The organism is Pseudoalteromonas piscicida (assembly GCF_002744175.1).
Taxonomy (GTDB): domain Bacteria; phylum Pseudomonadota; class Gammaproteobacteria; order Enterobacterales; family Alteromonadaceae; genus Pseudoalteromonas; species Pseudoalteromonas piscicida_B.
In genome coordinates this window covers 1-518 of the sequence record NZ_NKHF01000196.1, presented here as the reverse complement: position 1 = coordinate 518, position 518 = coordinate 1, and the positions used below count along the sequence as shown (strand labels likewise).

1 pseudogene is annotated in these 518 nt (G+C 44.4%); it reads right to left on the bottom strand.

What is annotated here, in order from left to right:
• Positions 1-518: pseudogene (locus tag CEX98_RS23000) on the bottom strand (hypothetical protein); the annotation flags it as partial.

Sequence of the window (518 nt, the reverse complement as noted above, 5' to 3'; positions counted from 1 at the left end):
AGTATATTTCCTACTGTGTATTGATATACCTCTGCTGACTCTTTGCGGATATGCTCAAATGCACCATAGTAGTAAGTTTCACTGTTTTCTTTGCCTGCTGCGGCGTCTTGTCCTGCTAAGTAGGTGTCTTTACGATAGTAGCGATTGTGTCCAGCACCATAACGAAAGTTCACCGCCATGTTCCCTGCTTGGCGAATATGCGTGACTTTATCAAACCCTGAGTAAGTTAAATAGCGTGAGCCATCATTGGTCATATTACCGTTATTATCATAAGTAAAGACCTTGCCTGTGCGTGTATCTTTATAGAGTGCATGAACACCTGCATTCCCTTTTGAGCGCGCCGCATTGCCGTAGCTAAAGTGGCCCTGACTACTGCTACATGCTGTCGCACTCCCTTTGGTGGTCATATTTCCTAGTGCGTCATAACAGTAGTAGGTATTTTTTGTGAGGCCAGCATAGTTTAACCTTGCCTCTTTTAAGCGGTTTAAACCGTCATAAGTAAAGTGCTCAGTGCTGGC